Annotated in this window: 13 protein-coding genes; 8 read left to right on the top strand and 5 right to left on the bottom strand. The window is 58.3% G+C overall.

Annotation, left to right across the window (positions count from 1 at the left end):
• From FB593_RS14155 to FB593_RS14145, 3 genes are all read right to left on the bottom strand, one after another.
• Complete coding sequence (locus tag FB593_RS14155) at window positions 1-1,365, bottom strand: glutamine synthetase family protein (RefSeq protein WP_013636540.1); 1,365 nt, start codon at window positions 1,363-1,365, stop codon at window positions 1-3.
• 64 nt (window positions 1,366-1,429) lie between these two features.
• Window positions 1,430-2,944, bottom strand: coding sequence for an amino acid permease (locus tag FB593_RS14150; protein ID WP_003513319.1), 1,515 nt, complete (start codon window positions 2,942-2,944; stop codon window positions 1,430-1,432).
• A 212-nt stretch (window positions 2,945-3,156) separates the two neighbouring features.
• Window positions 3,157-3,930 (bottom strand): N-formylglutamate amidohydrolase, encoded by a 774-nt coding sequence (locus FB593_RS14145; RefSeq protein WP_145166690.1) that lies wholly within the window; start codon window positions 3,928-3,930, stop codon window positions 3,157-3,159.
• A gap of 177 nt (window positions 3,931-4,107) precedes the next feature.
• On the opposite strand from FB593_RS14145, the gene FB593_RS14140 reads away from it, so the two are divergent.
• The 6 genes from FB593_RS14140 (at window position 4,108) to FB593_RS14110 (ending at window position 10,438) form a co-directional block, all read left to right on the top strand.
• A complete protein-coding gene (locus FB593_RS14140; protein WP_003513323.1) occupies window positions 4,108-4,986 on the top strand; it encodes a MurR/RpiR family transcriptional regulator in 879 nt (292 codons plus the stop codon).
• A 288-nt stretch (window positions 4,987-5,274) separates the two neighbouring features.
• Window positions 5,275-6,381, top strand: a complete 1,107-nt coding sequence (locus FB593_RS14130) for an ABC transporter substrate-binding protein (protein ID WP_003513325.1) — start codon at window positions 5,275-5,277, stop codon at window positions 6,379-6,381.
• 202 nt (window positions 6,382-6,583) lie between these two features.
• The gene (locus FB593_RS14125; RefSeq protein WP_003513327.1) at window positions 6,584-7,468 is read left to right on the top strand and encodes an ABC transporter permease; all 885 of its coding nucleotides are present in this window, start codon (window positions 6,584-6,586) and stop codon (window positions 7,466-7,468) included.
• Window positions 7,465-8,247, top strand: coding sequence for an ABC transporter permease (locus FB593_RS14120; protein ID WP_003513330.1), 783 nt, complete (start codon window positions 7,465-7,467; stop codon window positions 8,245-8,247). The genes FB593_RS14125 and FB593_RS14120 overlap by 4 nt, the downstream gene beginning before the upstream one ends.
• Window positions 8,248-8,260: 13 nt before the next feature.
• Entirely contained in the window at window positions 8,261-9,319 is a 1,059-nt protein-coding gene (locus FB593_RS14115) for an ABC transporter ATP-binding protein (RefSeq protein WP_003513332.1), read from the top strand.
• 75 nt (window positions 9,320-9,394) lie between these two features.
• The gene (locus tag FB593_RS14110; protein WP_145166689.1) at window positions 9,395-10,438 is read left to right on the top strand and encodes a zinc-dependent alcohol dehydrogenase family protein; all 1,044 of its coding nucleotides are present in this window, start codon (window positions 9,395-9,397) and stop codon (window positions 10,436-10,438) included.
• A 47-nt stretch (window positions 10,439-10,485) separates the two neighbouring features.
• Here the strand turns inward: FB593_RS14110 and FB593_RS14105 are convergent, their stop codons facing one another.
• Window positions 10,486-11,130 (bottom strand): hypothetical protein, encoded by a 645-nt coding sequence (locus FB593_RS14105; protein WP_035198630.1) that lies wholly within the window; start codon window positions 11,128-11,130, stop codon window positions 10,486-10,488.
• Window positions 11,131-11,330: 200 nt separating this feature from the next.
• On the opposite strand from FB593_RS14105, the gene FB593_RS14100 reads away from it, so the two are divergent.
• Together FB593_RS14100 and FB593_RS14095 are read left to right on the top strand one after the other, a co-directional pair.
• The gene (locus FB593_RS14100; RefSeq protein ID WP_112752133.1) at window positions 11,331-12,107 is read left to right on the top strand and encodes an AAA family ATPase; all 777 of its coding nucleotides are present in this window, start codon (window positions 11,331-11,333) and stop codon (window positions 12,105-12,107) included.
• Between the two features lie 79 nt (window positions 12,108-12,186).
• Complete coding sequence (locus tag FB593_RS14095; RefSeq protein WP_113472943.1) at window positions 12,187-13,518, top strand: MFS transporter; 1,332 nt, start codon at window positions 12,187-12,189, stop codon at window positions 13,516-13,518.
• Window positions 13,519-13,587: 69 nt separating this feature from the next.
• On the opposite strand, the gene metH is transcribed toward FB593_RS14095, so the two are convergent.
• Complete coding sequence (gene metH, locus FB593_RS14090; RefSeq protein WP_019565253.1) at window positions 13,588-17,361, bottom strand: methionine synthase; 3,774 nt, start codon at window positions 17,359-17,361, stop codon at window positions 13,588-13,590.
• Between the last annotated feature and the right edge of the window lie 116 nt (window positions 17,362-17,477).

Raw genomic sequence — 17,477 nt, 5'->3', positions numbered from 1 at the left:
TTAGGCTCTCTCGAAACCGCGCGCCACTTCCCAGTCGGTCACGCGGCGGTCGTATTCTTCCTGCTCCCACCTTGCGGCATGCACATAGTGATCGACCACGTCGTCGCCAAAGGCCTCACGCAGCATTTTCGATCCGTCCAGGAAGGCGGTCGCGTCGCGCAATGTCTTGGGTATCTCGCGCACGTCCTTCCCGCCATAGGCGTCACCGACAAAAGCGGGCTCAAGTTCGAGTTTATTTTCAATGCCGTCAATGCCCGCCGCAAGAAGAGCGGCCATGGCGAGATAGGGATTGAGATCCGACCCGCCGACACGACACTCGATACGGATGCCCTTGGTTTCCGCGCCGCAAAGGCGGTATCCTGCCGTGCGGTTGTCGAGGCTCCATATCGCCTTGGTCGGCGCAAAGGTGCCAGCCATGAACCGCTTGTAGGAATTGATATAGGGCGCCAGGAAATAGGTGATGTCGCTGGCATGCGCCAGAAGCCCGGCAACATAATGCCGCATCACATCCGACATGCCGTGTTCGCCATCCTTGTCGAGGAAAGCCGGCTTGCCATCCAGGCTCCACAGCGACTGGTGGATATGCGAGGAACTGCCAGCGGCATTGTAGTTCCACTTGGCAAGGAACGTCACCGCCTTACCCTTCGACCAGGCGATCTCCTTGGTGGCGTTTTTGATGATGGCGTGCCGGTCGGCCATGGTCAGCGCCTCGGCATAACGCACATTGATTTCCGCCTGACCGGGAGACGCCTCGCCCTTGGAATTCTCGACCGGAATTCCCGCACCCTGCAGGCCCTTGCGCAGCGCCCGCATGACGTCCTCTTCCTTGGTCGTCTGGAAGATATGATAGTCTTCGTTGTAGCCGCTGGCGAGGTTCAGGTCCCTGTAGCCGCTGGCGCGTGCCGCATCGAAGGTCTGGTCGAACAGGAAAAATTCGAGCTCGGTGGCCATATAGGCCTTCAGCCCCATCGCCTCCAGCCGCGCCACCTGCTTTTTCAGCAGCGCGCGCGGCGAATGCGGCACTTCTTCATGGGTGTGGTGATCGAGCACATCGCACAGAACCAGCGCCGTACCTTCCAGCCACGGCACCTTCCGCAGCGTCGAAAGGTCGGGCTTCAGCGTATAGTCGCCATAGCCCTTTTCCCAGCTTGAGGATTTGTAACCGGGAACGGTTTCCATCTCCATGTCGGTGGCAAGCACATAGTTGCAGCTATGGGTTTCCTCAAAGGCGCTTTCAACGAAAAACTCCGCCTGGAACCGTTTGCCCATCAGACGCCCCTGCATGTCGACAAGGCAGGCCAGAACCGTGTCGATGCGCCCTTCGGCCACATCCATCTTCAGCGCGTCGAATGTATAGCTCGTCATTTTGTCCATCCCTTTTCATGTGGCGAGCAGGCGGCCGGTATGCGGCCGCCCGTCAGTTCGAGCATCAGGCCTTTGCAGCCGCCGCTGCCATGGCAGCCTGCTTGTGCTCCAGCGCGAACTCCTCTTCCGGCGACAGGATGAGGCGATGGCGTCCGACAAAGGCGAAGTAGGCAATGGCAACCGCAAACCATACGGCTACCCACAGCACACCCTTGGTGAAGTTCGGATCCTGGATCTGATAGAGCAGCGTCACGATGGCGATGATGATTGTCAACACCGCGCCCGGAATGCCGAAGGGCGAGCGGAACGGCCGCTCGATATGCGGCAGATTTTTCCTGAGCAGGATGAAGGAAATCGCCTGCAGGATGTAGGAGAACATCGCACCGAACACGGCCATGTTCAAAAGCACGCTGCCGATGATGCTGCCGCCCTGTTCCGCACCCAGCGAGAACCAGATGACGAGCATGACCGCAAGGCCGACGAGCGCGCCGGCAATATTGGCAACGTATGGCGTCCGGTATTTCGAATGAGTGATTGACAGCACTGTCGGGAAGTAACCCGCACGCGACAGCGAATAGATCTGGCGGCCCTGCGCATAGAGGATCGTATGGAAGCTGGCAATCAGGCCGGTCAGCGCCACGAGACCAAGCAGCACCACGCCGCCATCGCCGTAGATCGCCTTGAAGCCATCCAGCAACGGTTCAAGCGACGAGCTGAGATGAAAGGCGCCGACGCCGGGTAGTGACGGGTTCAGCAGCACGATCATGAAGGCCGAAACCATCAGCGTGATGACACCGAGAATGATACCCTTGGGCATATCGCGTTTCGGATCAACGGATTCTTCAGCCGCCAGCGGCAGCTGCTCGATGGCGAGGAACAGCCAGACCGCAAAAGGCAGCGTGGCAAGAACGCCCGAAAAACCGAATGGGAAGAAGGAACCGTTGCCTTCCGGCAGCTCGACAGCCTTGCCATCGGGTCCGACACCGATATTAAGCGCGTAACGCGAAAAATCCATGTTCGGAATGGCGCTGACCCAGAAGAACACCAGAACGCCGAGTGAAATCAGCGTGATGACAAGGGTGACCTTGAAGGAAAGCTCAAGTCCGAAGACGTTGAGAGCAAGGAAGATCGCGTAGAAGGCTATCCACACGAAGGGTGAATAGGCCGGATCGAGGCCGAGAATGGAGTTCACATAGGCGGTGATAAAGGTAACGACGACCGCCGGCGTCAGCACATATTCGACATTCTCGCAAAGTCCGGTGACGAAACCGCCCCACGGGCCCATGGCCGTGCGGGCGAAGGAATAGGCGGCACCCGTGTGCGGCAGCGCCGGGCTCATTTCCGCAATCGAGAATGTCAGCCCGAGATACATGATGGCAATGATGATGCCCGCCACCAGCATGCCGCCCCAGCCGCCGGTGGAAAAGCCGAAATTCCATCCGGAAAAATGCCCTGATATAACCGCGCCGACGCCAAGCGACCACAGCGACCACACGCCCGCGTATCGGGATAGTCCACGTTTTTCGAAATAGGATGCATCAGCCTTCTTGTAGCTGACGCCTGATGATGAACCGTCCATGCCCTTCTCTCCTTAATAGAAAAAAAAGCCAGCCAGCCGTTATTGGCCGATTGTGCCCCCAGTTTCCGGCATCGCCCGGGAGGTTTCCCGCACTGCGCCGCACGCATCTGCTGTTCCCTTGCCGCTTCATGCCGTTCCGGCTTTTGTCGATTGCGGCAGTCTCATTGACGGTCGGCCGCGGTGTTTTCACCATAAGCCGCCCCATTGCTCCCTCACTCATCGATTGATGAGAGCGCCTTCCCCATAAGCTCGTGGAGAAAATCGGCAATTGCCGATTGGTCTCCTTCATTGGCGATCAGATCGTTGCGGATCTCGATCATGACGTTCAAAAGTCCGTCCGGCAGCGCGTGCAGCCGTAATGTATGCGTTACACCGTCTTCCGGACCGTAGGGATCGTTGCGCTTTACCGTCAGCGCAGAACCCTCGGCGCCCATCAGCATCGCATCGGCCAGCCGGCTGTCAGTATCGTGCAGGATGCCGATCTGCACTTCACGGAACTGACCGTGATAGACCGGCGTGAAACTGTGAATGGTCACCACTACCACCTTGCGGCCGCGGTCCTGCCGCTCGGCAATAATCTCACTGACACGGTCGTGAAACGGCACGTAAAGCGCAGAGGTACGGGCAAACCGCTCCGCCTCGCTCAGATCGAGATTGCCGGGAATATTGTAAATCTCGCTTTTGACCGGCATGGCAGAAGGCGATTCCGGCGGCCGGTTGCAATCATAGACCAGGCGCGAAAACCGCTGATGGACGAGCGTGGCATCAAGCTTCTGCGAAAGCAGCCTCGCAACCGCCAAGGCGCCCGGATCCCAGGCCGCATGGCTCGAAAGCACGTCCGGCGAAAGACCGAGCGTACCGAGTTTTTCCGGGATGGTGGCTGAAGCATGTTCGCAGACGAGAACGACGTCGCCCTTCGCTGCGGCGTTCTCGACGCCGACAGCCTGTCCTTCCGCTTCCGTGAAAAACCGTGAACGCACCGTCATGCACGCATCCCGCCCCGAAACCTGCCATTCCGCCGATGACGAAAAGAATTCTTCACATTATCGCGAGTGTCAAATGGAATTTTGAAATTTTCTCTTCATTTTCCCCATTGACTCGATAGCTGGCACAGATGCTTATATTCGCCAATACACCGGCAAAAAGACCGGAAGGGGAAAGATTTGCGCAGTACGACGGCCACCGTGTCGGATGTCATCCATGCCCACTATGACGCGCTAACCCGTTCGGAAAAACGGCTGGCGGAGAGCCTTCTCGGCAACTACCCCGTCTCGGGTCTCGGCAGCATCACCACGATTGCCGAAAATGCCGGTGTTTCGACGCCGACGGTGGCGCGCATGGTGCAGAAGCTCGGATACAAAGGTTACCCGGAGTTTCAGGCCCATCTGCACCAGGAACTGGAAGCGACGATCTCCGGCCCGGTTGCCAAACATGACCGCTGGGCAACCAATGCGCCGGGTCTGCATATTCTCAACCGTTTCGCCGACGCCATAACGGGCAATCTGCGCGACACTTTGAGCGATCTCGACACCGCGGTCTTCGACAATGCCGCAAGGCTGCTCTCGGACCGCAAACGCAGCATCTATTTCGTCGGCGGGCGCATCACCGGCGCGATTGCCGAATATTTTTTCACGCATATGCAGGTGATCCGGCCGAAGACGACGCTGATGTCGTCCAACTCCAGCGCCTGGCCTCAATATATGTTGAATATGAGCGCCGGCGATGTGCTGGTAATCTTCGACATCCGCCGCTATGAGCACGACATGACGACGCTTGCCGAGGTGGCGAAGGCAAACGGCGTACAGATCATTCTTTTCACGGATCAATGGACATCGCCGGTGGCGCGCCACGCGCTGCACACCTTCCGTGTGAAGATCGAAGCCCCCTCGGCATGGGATTCATCGGTCGTTACATTGTTTGTCGTCGAAGCGCTGATCGAAGCGGTGCAGAGCAGCACCTGGGATGAAACCAAGGAGCGCATGAACGCGCTGGAAGGCCTGTTCGAGCAGACGCGTCTGTTCCGCAGACCGGACCGGACATGAACATTAGTAGCCGGCACAGTGCTTGACGCGGAAACCGCCGGCTGATTGGATACCTGAAATCGCTACCAGCGCGATAAAGCGGGATAAAAACAAGCTGGGGAACATATCTGTCCAACACGAATGATGATGGGATTACCCCGCGATTGCAGGCACAAAGCCGGGTGATGGCGGAAAATGGGCGTAAAGTGACGGAATCCGGATAAATAAATTGCAATCCAGCCGTCACATTAGCTTCATCCAGAATCCGTATCAGCGTCCGTAATACGAGAACACGAAGAGGAGAAAAAAGTGATCTCTCATTGCCGTCGACTGCTTGCTGCCACCACCGCTCTGGTAATGGCCTCCACCGCGATCGCTGCCGCTGCGCCAAGCGCCGAACTGATCGCTGCCGCCAAGAAGGAAGGCATGCTGACCACCGTCGCGCTGCCGCACGACTGGTGTGGTTACGGCGACGTCATCGCCGCTTTCAAGGCGAAATATCCGGAAATCACCGTCAACGAACTCAACCCCGACGCCGGCTCTGCCGATGAAGTTGAAGCGGTAAAGGCGAACAAGGACAACAAGGGCCCGCAGGCTCCTGACGTTGTCGACGTCGGTCTCGCTTTCGGCCCGCAGATGAAGGCCGAAGGCCTGCTGCAGCCTTACAAGGTCTCCACCTGGGACGAAATCCCTGACAACGTCAAGGATCCGGAAGGTTACTGGTACGGCGACTATTACGGCGTGATGTCCTTCTTCGTGAACAAGGACCTCGTCAAGAACGTGCCGAAGGATTGGGCCGACCTGCAGAAGCCGGAATATTCCGGTCAGGTAGCGCTTGCCGGCGATCCGCGCGCTTCCAACCAGGCTATCCTCGGCGTTCTCGCCGCCGGTCTTGCCAGCGGTGCGAAGTCCGGCAAGGAAGCCGGTGAGGCAGGCCTGAAATATTTCGCCGAGCTCAACAAGGCTGGCAACTTCCTGCCAGTCATCGGCAAGGCCGGCACGCTGGCACAGGGTGCTACCCCGATCATCGTCGCCTGGGACTATAACGCGCTCTCCTGGAAGAAGACGCTGAACGACAACCCGCCCACGGAAGTCGTGGTTCCGGAAAAAGGCGTTCTGGCTGGCGTTTACGTTCAGGGCATTTCCGCTTACGCCCCGCATCCGAACGCTGCCAAGCTCTGGATGGAACATCTTTATTCCGACGACGGTCAGCTCGGCTGGCTGAAGGGTTATTGCCACCCGATCCGCTTCAACGCGATGGTCAAGGCCGGCAAGGTTCCGCAGGAACTGATCGACAGCCTGCCGCCGGCAGCAGCCTATGAAAAGGCAATCTTCCCGACGCTCGAAGATGTCGACGCCAACAAGGCCGCCGTTACCGGCGGCTGGGACAGCGTCGTCGGCGCGAACGTGAAGTAACCTTTGAAAAATACACCCCGGCTTTTCAAAAAGCCGGGGTGCTTCTTTGACAGCATTTCAGGTAAAACTCCCTAGGTTTTACCCCCGGAAATTGCACAAAACAAAGATCGAAAGTGCGTCTGACGATTCCGTTTTTACCGGACGTGCGATAATACAGAACTTTATAGACAGACCGTTTGAAAACGGCGTTTGGGGACCAGGCATGCCATCAACCAACACCGGCGGACCATCCGATGCGGGCAGAAAGTTGCCGCTTCATTGGTTAGGCGTCGTACCTTTTGCTGTTTTTGTTCTGCTGTTTCTGATTTTTCCGACGATGAAAATCGTGGTCGGTGCGTTCCAGCGTCCCGATGGCAGCCTGACGCTGGAAAACGTCGCCGGGCTTTTCACCTCGTCCATCCTCGCGGCCTACTGGATTTCGATCAAGATCAGCCTCGCCTCGGCGGCTCTTGGCTGCCTGATTGGTTTTGCCGTCGCCGCCGCCGTGGTTCTGGGCGGGCTGCCGCAGCGCATTCGCGGACCACTCCTGACATTTTCGGGCGTCGCATCGCAATTTGCCGGCGTGCCGCTCGCCTTCGCCTTCATCGCCACACTCGGCCCGGTCGGCCTACTCACCGTGTTTTTGAAGACGCAGATCGGCATTGATCTGAGACTCCTCGGCTTCAACATCCTGTCCTTCTGGGGCCTGACCGTCACCTATCTGTTCTTCCAGATTCCGCTGATGATCCTCATCATCACGCCGGCGCTTGACGGATTGAAGCGCGAGTGGCGCGAAGCTGCGGAAATCCTTGGCGCGACCGGCGTGCAATATTGGCGCATGGTGGCCTTCCCCATCCTCCTGCCATCGTTGCTTGGCACCATGTCGCTGCTGTTTGCCAATGCATTCGGTGCGGTGGCCACCGCGATCGCGCTTACCGGCTCGTCGCTCAACATCGTGCCCATTCTGCTTTTCGCGCAGATCCGCGGCGACGTTCTCGGCAATCCGCATCTGGGTTACGCTCTCGCCTTCGGCATGATCGTCGTCACCGGCATTGCCAATGCGCTTTACATCTGGCTGCGCGCCCGTAGCGAAAGGTGGCTCAAATGAAGAAGTTCTTCGCCTGGGGCGCGCTGATCTTCGGCCTGCTCTATTTCGCCCTGCCGCTGATCGGCATGACCAACTTCTCGCTGAAAATGCGCCGCGGTGAATATTCCTTCGACGCCTATGGCAAGGTGCTCACCGACCCGCGTTTTCAGGAAACCTTCAGCTATTCTGTGGTGATGGCTCTCTTCACCATCGTTTTCGGTGTGCTGCTGGTGGTGCCCACGGCCTATTGGGTCCGCCTCAAACTGCCGGGCCTGCGCCCCTATATCGAATTCATCACGCTCCTGCCGCTGGTCATCCCGGCCATCGTCATCGTGTTCGGTTATATCAGGCTTTACAACACCTCCAGCTGGCTTCCGCTGACCGGCACGACCTTCGGCACCAACCTGCTTTTGATGTTCGGTTATGCCACGCTAGCCTTGCCCTACATGTACCGCGCCGTCGATACTGGTCTGAGGACCATCGACGTCTCGACGCTGACGGAAGCGGCGCAGAGCCTTGGCGCGGGGTGGACGACTATTCTGTCGCGCATCATCCTGCCCAATGTTCTGGTCGCCGTGCTATCAGGTGCGTTTTTGACCTTCGCCATCGTCATTGGTGAATTCACCATGGCCGCCCTTTTGAACCGCCCGGCCTTTGGCCCCTATATGCAGCTGCTTGGCGCCAACCGCGCCTATGAACCGGCTGCACTTGCCGTGATCTCCTTCGGCATCACCTGGGGTTGCCTTGGGTTGATCCAACTCGTTTCACGCTACCAGAAGGGCGCGCCTCCCAAGGCCTGAGGACAAGATTTTCATGAGCTTTTTGACACTTAGCAATATCAAGAAATCCTTCGGCTCCGTACAGGTCGTCCATGATTTCAACATGGCCATCGAAAAGGGCGAGTTCGTCTCCTTTCTAGGCCCGTCGGGCTGCGGCAAGACCACCGTGCTGCGCATGATCGCCGGTTTCGAAATCCCGACCGGCGGATCGATCGTCATCAACGGTAAGGACCAGACGACGCTCAGACCGAACCAGCGCAATATCGGCATGGTGTTTCAGGCCTATGCGCTGTTCCCCAACATGAACGTCTACGAAAATGTCGCCTTCGGGCTCAAAGTCGCCGGCAAGCCGAAAGCCGAAATCGATGCACGCGTGAAGGAAATGCTTCAGCTCATCCATCTGGAGCATCTGGCGGATCGTTACCCCTACCAGATGTCAGGCGGCCAGCAGCAGCGCGTGGCGCTTGCCCGCGCATTGGCCCCGAAGCCGGAAGTGCTTCTGCTGGACGAGCCGCTTTCCGCGCTCGATGCCAAGATCCGCGTATCGCTGCGCGAAGAAATCCGCCAGATCCAGAGAAAGCTTGGCATCACCACAATTTTCGTGACCCACGATCAGGAAGAGGCCCTGTCGATCTCCGACCGTATCGTTGTCATGAATTCCGGCCGCGCCGACCAAATCGGTTCGCCCTTCGATATCTACAACAAACCCGCGACCCGGTTTGTCGCCTCCTTCGTCGGCACGCTGAACCTGATCGACGCAACCGTCGTCGATTCCTCTACCAGCACAATTCGTGTCGGGGAGCAGAACGTGACCCTCCACAAGCCGGTCGATGTTGCAAACGGTGAAAAAATCACCCTGGCCTTGCGCCCGGAAGCAGGAGCTCTCGGCGCTGACGCGAAGGGAGACGTGGCTATTTCCGGTATCGTCACCTCAAGCCAGTTCCTGGGTTCGGTCATCCGAACCCGTCTTGATCTCGGCGGTTCGACCTTGTCTTTCGACATGTTCAACGATCCCGGAACCGCACCGCCCGCCCTTGGCGAACAAGTAACGCTTAAATTCGCGGCTGGTGATCTTATGGTGATCAAAGATTAAATGGCTTTTCTCCAGCGTCGGAAGCAGATAGAGCAGGTATAATTCAAATCTGCTTACCGACGATGTGAGGCCAGGATGCGCGCGCTTTTTTACGAACTGTTCGGCGAGACCCCGATTGTGGCATCCTTGCCTGATCCGGAACCGACCGACGACGGCGTGGTCATCGAGGTGAAGGCGACGGGCCTCTGCCGCAGCGACTGGCATGGCTGGATGGGCCACGATACGGATATTCGCCTGCCGCATGTCCCTGGCCACGAATTCGCCGGCGTTATCGCTGCCGTCGGAAAGAACGTTACCAGGTTCAAGACAGGCGACCGTGTCACCGTTCCCTTCGTTTCCGGCTGCGGCCGTTGCCATGAATGCCGCTCCGGCAATCAACAGGTGTGTGAGACGCAGTTCCAGCCCGGCTTCACCCATTGGGGTTCTTTCGCCGAATATGTCGCCATCGATTACGCGGACCAGAACCTTGTTCATCTGCCTGATACGATGAGCTACGCCACTGCCGCCGGTCTCGGCTGCCGTTTCGCCACGTCCTTCCGGGCTGTGACGGACCAGGCTCGCCTGAAAGGCGGCGAGTGGCTGGCGGTACATGGCTGCGGCGGCGTCGGCCTCTCCGCCATCATGATTGGCGCAGGCCTCGGCGCTCAGGTCGTCGCCATCGACATTGCGGAAGACAAGCTCGAACTTGCCCGCCAACTCGGCGCAACCGCCACCATCAACAGCCGCTCGGTTGCCGATGTTACGGAGGCGGTGCGCGAAGTGACCGGCGGCGGCGCGCATGTCTCTATCGACGCGCTTGGCCACCCGCAGACCTGCTGCAATTCCATCAGCAACCTGCGCCGGCGCGGGCGCCACGTTCAGGTAGGGCTGATGCTGGCCGATCACGCCATGCCAGCCATCCCCATGGCCCGGGTGATTGCCCACGAGCTGGAGATTTACGGCAGCCACGGCATGCAGGCATGGCGCTACGAAGACATGCTGACGATGATCGAGAGCGGTAAGCTCGCGCCTGAAAAACTGATCGGCCGCCACATCACCCTTTCCGATGCCATCACCGCCCTTCCCGCCATGGACCGTTTCCAGGAAAGTGGCATCAGCATCATCGACCGGTTCGAATAACAGTCACAGCCGGAACGTCCCGGAAAATGCCGTTTGTCTAGACGGCATCAGGCATTCCTGCGTCCGAACGGCCGGACTGCCATCCCCGCGCGATTCGGCGCGGCCTCCGGTCTTCTGGTCGGCGGTGCAACCTCATTGAGAGCGGGCGTATAATCCTGGGTAACTGCCGCACGTTGCTGACGTATGGTTGGCGGACGGGGTTCCGGTAATTCGACGACCGCCTCGATATCTTCCCGCTCGAGACGAGCGTTTCTGCTACCCGACCGATAGTACCAGCGAATACCCCTGCGCAGGAGCACGAACAGGCCCACGAGCAGCACAAACCCACCTATCAGTCTCCCTATAGGCTCAGCCGCCTCCGAAGCCGCCGCACGTTTTTTGCGGTCCTCGACGGTAGGGTCAAATCCAAGCATACTGGAAATGCCCTTAAGGCCCACCTCGTCCAACTTCACGTATTGGTCGCCATTATAAAGAACATAAGCGTTGCCACTACTGCTGTTCAGATAGCCGAGGTCAAAGAACTTCCCTTCCACCACGAAAGTCGTTTGATTGGGCAAGTCGTAGACCCTGTCGATCGTCTCACCGCGACTGAAGCCAGGCGCCGCAAAAAACCGAAAACGCTTGGCATCGGCATCCACAGCAGACGCGAACAAAAATATCATGGCGACGTAAACCAGCGCAATCTGATTCATATCTTCCCCGCAATACAAAAATATCGGGATATATTTCTACAATCGCCTTAATATAAAATTTAATCGATAACTATTCATTTAATTACTTTTAAAATACACAGATGTAATTTTGATACTTATAATATACACCAATATAATATACTCCTCTTCCGCCGCAAACGGACGCACAGAAAAAGAAGCATCGATAAAGAGGATTGAAAATGCTGTTTCTCGACAGCGTGACCATGAAGCAAACTCCGGACCGAAGGGACGAATACCCCTTTACCGTTCCGGCGCTGCGCCAGCTGGAACGCCTCGAATTCAAGACGCCGATCACCTTTTTCGCGGGCAATAACGGCTCCGGCAAATCCACGCTGCTGGAAGGGCTGGCGGCCGGAATGACGGCCTATGCCATCGGCAATCATGGACAGGTTGCCGGCGACCTCTATCTTCAGCATGCGGAAACCGTGGCGAAGGCATTCTATTTCGCCCGCAAGAAATACCCGAAAATCCGCATGTTCATGCGCGCCGAAGATGTGCTTGGCTACATCCGCAAGCAGAATGAAGAGACCCTGGATGACTTTCGCTGGGAGCGGGAAAAAGCCCTGAAAAGAGGCGAAGATTTTCCCGAGGAAACGCCGGACACTTTCAGGCATATCGTCAGAAGCAACGTCATAGACCGGCGTTCGCATGGCGAGGGATTTCTCGATATCATGCAGCAGCGCCTGCACGGCGCCGGCCTTTATTTTCTCGATGAACCGGAAAGTCCTCTTTCACCGCAAAAGCAGCTGGAGCTTGCAGCCCTCGTCCGTCACACGGCAGATAGTGGTGGGCAGTTGATCATCGCAACCCATTCGCCGGTGCTCTTAGCCATTCCCGAAGCGACGATTTATTACTTCGACGAGAGCGGCATCACCGAGCGTCTTTATGACGAGCTGGAAAACATCAGTTTCCTGCGGCGCTTTCTTGATCGTCCATCAAAATTCATGAGCGATTAGGAGCTGATAAGGCTTGAAATCGCGCATCGCTTGCCGCATGCCCATTAGCAACATGTGAAGTAGAAAAAGAAGCAGGCTTATGTCTCCCACCACCACACCGGCAGCTGCCCGGCCCCTGAACAGGCAGGACTACAGAACTCTCGGCCTCTCGGCCCTCGGCGGCGCGCTGGAGTTCTACGATTTCATCATTTTCGTGTTTTTCGCCACCGTCATCGGCCATCTGTTCTTCCCGCCGGAAATGCCCGATTGGCTGGTGATGATCCAGACCTTCGGCATCTTCGCCGCCGGTTATCTGGTGCGGCCGCTGGGCGGCATCGTTCTCGCGCATTATGGCGATCGTTATGGCCGCAAACGCGTCTTCGCCTTCTCCATCCTGCTCATGGCGCTTTCGACGCTCGGCATGGCGCTGATGCCGACCTATGCCACCATCGGCGTTGCGGCCCCCATCCTGCTCATCGTCCTGCGCATGCTGCAGGGCGCGGCCATCGGCGGCGAAGTGCCGGGTGCCTGGACCTTCGTTGCGGAGCACGTGCCCTTTCGCCGCGTCGGGCTCGCCTGCGGTTTTCTGACGTCCGGCCTCTCTTTCGGCATCATGCTCGGTTCGCTGATTGCCTTTGCCATCAATTCCCTCTTCTCGGCAGAAGATGTGGCGGCCTATGCATGGCGCATTCCCTTCCTGCTCGGCGGCATATTCGGCCTGATTGCCGTCTATCTGCGCCGCTGGCTGGAAGAGACTCCGATCTTCATGGAGATGAAAAAGTCGAAGTCGCTGACGGACAAGCTTCCGCTTGGCCTCGTGCTGAAGCACCATATGCGCGGCGTGATCATTTCCGCGCTACTGACCTGGGTTCTGTCCGCAGCCATCGTCGTTACCACGCTGATGACGGCAACCTTCCTGCAGAAGCTCTATGGCTACACACCGACGCAGGCGCTGGCAGGCACCAGCTTCGGCACGCTGTTCCTCATCTTCGGCGTCATCATCGCCGGCGCATTGATCGATCGTGTCGGCTCCGGCATTTTCTTCATGGCCGCCAGCATCTTCTTCGGCATCGCCACCTTCACTTTCTACAGCTATGCCGGCACATCGCTAGAAACCATGTTCGTGCTTTACGGCGTCATGGGCCTGTCGGTCGGCATGGCGGGTGCAGTGCCTTATGTCATGGTGCGCGCCTTCCCGGCCTCGGTCCGCTTCTCGGGCCTCTCCTTCGCCTACAACGTCTCCTATGCCATCTTCGGCGGGCTGACACCGATTGGCGTAACGATGGCGCTGGCCGTCAATCCAATGGCGCATGCGTGGTATCTGGTGTTCATCGCCGTCCTCGCCTTCTGCATCGGCGTTTACCTCTATCTGCGCGGCAGCGAGATCGAAAGCCATGTCGGCATAGAGGAACTGGCGGCCTTAAGGTCGTAAGCCCAACGACGACACAAAAAAGCGCGGGCAGGACCCGCGCTTTTTACTGCAACAACGGCGGCCGAAACGTCAGGCCGCGCTGTCGATTTCCTCGGCACCGTTTACCGGTACGTAGTTGAGCACCGGTCCGAGCCAGCGCTCTACCTCTACCAACGGCATGTCCTTGCGACGCGCATAGTCCAGCACCTGATCGCGTTCCACCTTGGCAACACCGAAATAATAGCTCTCGGGATGGCCGATATAGAGGCCGGAGACGGAGGAGCCGGGCCACATGGCATAACTCTCCGTCAGCTCCACGCCCGCCGCGTTGGTGGCGTCGAGCAGGGAGAACAGGGTTTTCTTTTCGGTATGATCAGGCTGGGCCGGATAACCCGGCGCAGGGCGGATACCGGCATAGGCCTCGCCGATCAGCTCATCGCCGGCAAGAGCTTCTTCGGGCGCATAACCCCAGAATTCCTTGCGCACCCGCTCATGCATACGTTCGGCAAAGGCTTCCGCAAAACGGTCGGCCAGCGCCTTGACGAGAATCGACGAATAATCGTCATTGGCCCGCTCGAAGCGTTCAGCAATCGCCACCTCCTCGATACCCGCCGTGACGACGAAGCCGCCGACATAATCGGCAACGCCGCTATCGACGGGCGCGACGAAATCGGAAAGCGCCACATTGGGGCGTCCGTCACGCTTGGAAAGCTGCTGGCGCAGCGTGAAGAAGGTCGCCAGTTCTTCGGAACGGTTTTCATCCGTAAACAGCCTGATGTCGTCTCCCACCGCATTGGCGGGCCAGAAGCCGATAACAGCCCGCGGCCGGAACCATTTTTCCTCGATGATCTTCTTCAGCATCGCCTGCGCATCGGCATAAAGCTGCCGCGCGGCCTCGCCCTGTTTCTCGTCTTCAAGGATAGCGGGATAACGACCCTTCAGCTCCCAGGTCTGGAAGAACGGCGTCCAGTCGATGTAACGGGACAGTTCCTCAAGGTCATAGGTCTCGAACACCTTGGTGCCGAAGAATTGCGGCTTCACGACACTATAGGTCGACCAGTCGATCTTGTGCGCATTCTCGCGGGCGCGGGAAAGCGGTAGACGCTGCTTTTCGCGCTCATTGCGGGCATGCGCCTCCGCCACCTTGGCATATTCAGCCCGGATGCCGTCGATATAGGCTGGCTTCTGCTCGGCGGAGAGAAGTGCGGAGACGACGCCCACCGCACGCGAGGCATCGGTGACATAGATCGCCTGGCCCTGTTCGTAACGCGGATGGATTTTCACCGCCGTATGCACGCGGCTCGTTGTTGCGCCGCCGATCAGCAGCGGGATGTTGAAACCCTGCCGCTCCATTTCCGCCGCCACATGCACCATTTCATCAAGCGACGGCGTGATGAGACCGGAAAGACCGATCACATCGACCTTTTCGGCAATCGCCGTTTCAAGGATCTTCGTCGTCGGCACCATCACGCCGAGATCGATGATCTCGTAATTGTTGCAGGCAAGAACGACGCCGACGATATTCTTGCCGATATCGTGCACATCACCCTTCACGGTCGCCATCAGCACCTTGCCGGCGGCCTTGTTCTGTTCACCGCCATTCAGGCGCTTTTCCTCTTCCATGTAAGGAAGCAGAACGGCGACGGCCTGCTTCATCACGCGGGCGGATTTAACCACCTGCGGCAGAAACATCTTTCCAGAGCCGAACAGGTCACCGACCACGTTCATGCCCGCCATCAGCGGCCCTTCGATAACGTGCAGCGGGCGGGCGGCCTGCTGGCGCGCCTCTTCCGTATCGGCTTCGATGAATTCGGTAATGCCGTTGACCAGCGCGTGTTGCAGCCGCTTTTCGACGGAAAGCTCGCGCCAGGAAAGATCCTGCACCTTCGCCTGTTTTTCACCCGTGCCGCGGAAACGCTCCGCCACGTCAAGCAGCCGCTCCGTTGCGTCGTCGCGGCGGTTCAGCACCACATCTTCGCAGGCCTCGCGCAATTCCGCATCGATGTTGTCGTAAACCGCAAGCTGTCCGGCATTGACGATGCCCATATCCATGCCGACCTGGATGGCGTGGTAGAGGAACACGGCATGCATCGCCTCACGCACCGGCTCATTGCCGCGGAAGGAGAAGGAGAGGTTGGAAACGCCACCGGAAATATGCGTCAGCGGCATGGTTTCGCGGATAGTCTTGGTGGCTTCAATGAAGTCCACGCCGTAATTATTGTGCTCCTCGATACCCGTGGCCACCGCAAACACGTTTGGATCGAAGATGATGTCTTCCGGCGACAGGCCCGCCTTTTCGGTCAAAAGCTTGTAGGCGCGCGTGCAGATTTCCACCTTGCGCTGATAGGTATCCGCCTGCCCGACCTCGTCAAATGCCATGACCACGACCGCAGCACCGTAATTGTGGACGAGCCGCGCCTGCTGGAGAAACTTCTCCTCGCCTTCCTTCAGCGAAATCGAATTGACGATCGATTTGCCCTGCACGCATTTCAGACCGGCTTCGATGATTTCGAACTTGGATGAGTCGATCATCACAGGCACGCGGGCAATATCAGGCTCGGCGGCAATGAGGTTCAGGAACTCCACCATCGCCTTTTGCGAGTCGATCAGGCCCTCATCCATGTTGATGTCGATGATCTGCGCACCGTTTTCCACCTGATCGCGGGCGACAGCCAGCGCCGCCGTGTAATCGCCGGCGGTGATCAGCTTGCGGAAGCGGGCCGAGCCGGTGACGTTGGTACGTTCGCCCACGTTGACGAAGGGAATGTCCTTGGTCAGCACGAAGGGTTCGAGACCCGAAAGCGACATGAAGGGCTTGTGCTCGGGAATGGGGCGCGGCTTGTAATCCTTGACGGCTTCGGCAATCGCCCGGATATGCTCGGGCGTCGAGCCGCAGCAACCGCCGACGATGTTGACAAGACCGTCGCGGGCAAAACCCTGTACCTGGCGCGCCATCATCTCGGGTGTTTCGTCATATTGCCCGAATTCGTTCGGCAGGCCGGCATTCGGATAGGCGCAGACGAAGGTGTCGGCCACATCCGAAAGCTCCTGCAGATGCGGACGCATGGCATCTGCACCAAGAGCGCAGTTGAGGCCGATGGTGAAGGGGTTGGCGTGTCGCACCGAGTTCCAGAAAGCAGACGGCGTCTGGCCGGACAGCGTGCGGCCGGAAAGGTCCGTGATCGTGCCTGATATCATCACCGGCAGACGGATGCCCTTGGCCTCGAAGCGCTCCTCACAGGCGAAGATTGCGGCCTTGGCGTTCAGCGTATCGAAGATCGTCTCGATGAGGATGATATCCGCGCCGCCATCGATCAGCCCGTCGATCTGCTCGCCATAAGCGATGCGCAGATCGTCGAAACTGACGGCACGGTAACCAGGATTGTTGACATCAGGCGAAATCGAGGCGGTGCGGTTGGTCGGACCGATAGCGCCCGCAACGAAGCGGCGGCGGCCATCTTCGCGTTCAGCTCGCTGGGCAGCACGGCGGACGATCTGCGCCCCTTCGCGGTTGAGATCGTAGACGGCGTTTTCCATCTCGTAGTCCGCCTGCGCGATGCGCGTCGACGAAAACGTGTTGGTTTCGAGAATATCCGCGCCCGCCATCGCATAGCGATAATGGATTTCTTCGATGGCATCCGGCTGGGTCAGGATCAGAAGGTCGTTATTGCCCTGCTGGTGACAGGCGCAGCCGATAAAACGATCACCGCGAAAATGATCTTCATCAAACCCCAGCCCTTGAATCTGCGTGCCCATTGCGCCATCGAGAATGAGGATACGTTCGCTGGCGGCCTGGCGCAGCGCGCGCAAAATTTCCGCGCCGTCGCGCTTTGCCCCTTCAGGGCCGAACAGATCGTCAAACACCGGCGCACTCCTCATTTCGATTTGCAAGATCGCAAGCCGTCAAGTCACATAAAGATATGTTTATGTCAATATATCTTCAAGGTATAGGTATGGCTTTGCGTCGTTGCGGCAGACTA

This window comes from Rhizobium sp. SJZ105 (assembly GCF_007828365.1).
Taxonomy (GTDB): domain Bacteria; phylum Pseudomonadota; class Alphaproteobacteria; order Rhizobiales; family Rhizobiaceae; genus Agrobacterium; species Agrobacterium tumefaciens.
This window is presented reverse-complemented; position numbering and strand designations above follow the sequence as displayed.